Genomic DNA, 2339 nt, shown 5'->3' with positions numbered 1-2339 from the left:
CTGGTTGGTGCCGGTGCCATAGCCCAGCCGGATCAGCCCGTTGGTCATGGTCAGCACGATGATGGCGCCCATCAGCCCCTTGATCACCGAGCCGCGGCCGCCGCCAAGGCTGACGCCGCCGACCACCGCCGCCGTCAGCGCCATGATCTCGAGGTTGAGGCCCGTGCCCGGCCCTGCCCCGCTCAGCCGGCAAGCGATGAGGAAGCCGCCGATCGAGGCGCAGAAGCCGGAGAAGACATAGGTCATGAACACCGTGCGGCGCACGCGGATGCCGGCATTGTGGGCCGAGCGCCTCGAACCGCCGACCGCCAGCACGTGCCAGCCCGGCCGTGAACGGGTCAGCGCGATATGGGTGACGATGGCCAGGATGATCGCCAGCCACACCGAGACGGAGAGCCCCCAGAAGGTGCTGTCGCCGATGAAGTCGAGCACATCCGATGTCGCGGTCGAGAGCTGCACATCGGCGGCATAGGTGGTGACCAGGATGTCGAACAGCGCCCGTCCGAAGATGAAGGTGACCAGCGTGGTGAGGAAGGCGCGCAGGCGCAGATATCCAACGAGATAGCCATTGATGGCGCCGAAGATGAGGCCGGTGGCCAGCGACGCGGCCAGCGCCAGCCAGATCGACTGTTCGAGGATGAAGAAGACGTAAACCGCCGAAAAGCATGACAGCGCGAAGATCGAGCCGACCGACAGGTCGATGCCGCCGCCCAGCATCACCACTGTCATGCCGGTCACCACCATGGAGAACTCGCCAAGCTGGCGGGTCGATTCCTGCAGTGCGGTCAACTTGAAGAAGCCCGGAATGATCGAGCCAAAGGTTGCCAGCGTCGCCACCAGTGCCAGGAACGGAATGGCATTGTCGGTCCAGCGCTTGGTCAGGATCTCGCCGACGACATGGTCGGGCACGAGATTGTAGCGCCAGGACTGGAGGCGTTCGCGAAAGGACATCAGGTCACTGCTGCAAATCTGGGATTCAAGAGAAGAGGTGGTCGGGCAATCCGGCCACCTCTTCGATCGGTGTTGAGAAGAGTTCGCTTATTTCGCCGCCGCTTGTGCCTGCAGCGCCTTCAGGTCCCAGCAGCTGTCGGGCTTCAGGTCGGCCTTGGTCGTCGCCTTCTCCAGCGTGTAAATGTAGGTGTGCGAGGTGCCGGCCGGCTGGCCGCTCTGCAGCAGGAACTTGATGATGGCGTTCATGTCACCCGACTGGCGGGCAAGATCGGTCATCACCACGGCGCCATAGGTGCCGTCCTGCAGCTTGTCGCAATCGGCCGCCTTCTCACCACCGCCCGTGGTGACCAGGAACACCTTGCCGTCGAGCTTGGCGTCGCGGATCGCGGCGGCCGCGCCGGTGGCGTCACCATCCCAGAAATCGATGATCGAGCAGATGTCCGGGTTCTGCTGCAGCATCGTCGTCGTCACATTGCGCGAGGTCGTCGCATCCCAGTTTGAATCGGGCTTTGCCACCACCTTGAAGTCGGGATGCTTCTCCAGCACCTTCATGATGCCGGCATACTGGTAAAGGCTGGACGAGTTCGCCTGGTCACCCTGCACCAGGCCGATCTTCTTCGAAGAGTTTTCGCCACAGCCTTTGATCGCGGCTTCCGCCTCAAGCTGGCCAAGTCGGTCCCAGTCGCTGCCGATGAAGGCGTCGGCCGGGAAGTTGGCGGGATTGTCGACCAGGATGACATAGGTGCCGGCGGCCTGCGCCTTCTTCATCAGCTTGGAGTAGGAGTTGAGGTCCGGCGCGTGGATGATCAGCACATCCGGCCTGGTGTCCGACGAGATGGCGTCGGTGATCGCCTGCGCGCCGGCGTCGACGACCCAGTTCGGGTCGCGCGTCTCGAACACGCCGCCCCAGGCCTCGACCTCGGTCTTCAGATAGTGCGCCCAGCCCTGCGCCAGGTCGAAGCCCATTGCCAGCGGCACCAGCATGACGCGCTTGCCCTTGAGCGCCTGCGCGTAAGCCGCCGGGCCGGGATCGTCGGCGGCGAAGGTGGGCGCCACGAATGCGGTGACGGCGAGTGCCGTGGCGGCAGCCATCAATGTCCTGATGAATTTCATGTCAGATCCTCTCGTTTCGATTTTCATTGCCAGCCGACCGGGATGGATCGGACCGGGTACCCCGAGCAGATGGGCTAGCCCATCTGCCCTAAATGTCGCCTTGCTGGGCGGTCTGTTCGTCACGTGGGTTGATGATGCCGTCGACGATGATGGCGCCGAGCAGGATCGCGGCCTTGATCAGGTTCTGGTAGAGCAGCGGGATGTCGATGATGGTCATGGCGTTGAGCAGGATGCCGATCAGTGCCGCCCCCACCAGCACGTTGCGCACCCCGCCC

At 63.7% G+C, this 2339-nt stretch carries 2 protein-coding genes and 1 pseudogene; all 3 read right to left on the bottom strand.

Annotation, left to right across the window (positions count from 1 at the left end; all coding sequences use genetic code 11):
• On the bottom strand, positions 1-951 hold a 951-nt coding region (locus EN749_RS34295), incomplete at its 3' end, for an ABC transporter permease (protein ID WP_145991134.1).
• An 87-nt stretch (positions 952-1038) separates the two neighbouring features.
• Positions 1039-2064 carry a sugar ABC transporter substrate-binding protein gene (locus EN749_RS34290; RefSeq protein WP_127398059.1) on the bottom strand — a complete coding sequence of 342 codons (1026 nt, stop codon included), beginning with the start codon at positions 2062-2064 and terminating at the stop codon, positions 1039-1041.
• An 88-nt stretch (positions 2065-2152) separates the two neighbouring features.
• Positions 2153-2339 (bottom strand): annotated as a pseudogene (locus EN749_RS34285) (ABC transporter permease); the annotation flags it as partial.

Origin of the sequence: Mesorhizobium sp. M7A.F.Ca.ET.027.02.1.1, from assembly GCF_004022985.1 — a bacterium.
In the GTDB taxonomy this organism is placed as follows: Bacteria; Pseudomonadota; Alphaproteobacteria; order Rhizobiales; family Rhizobiaceae; genus Mesorhizobium.
Note: the sequence above shows the minus strand (reverse complement) of the source record. Positions and strands in the feature narration are given on the sequence as shown.

Coding starts and splice junctions, on each gene's coding strand:
- EN749_RS34290 (WP_127398059.1), bottom strand. CDS start 2,064: ATGAAATTCATCAGGACATTGATGGCTGCCGCCACGGCACTCGCCGTC.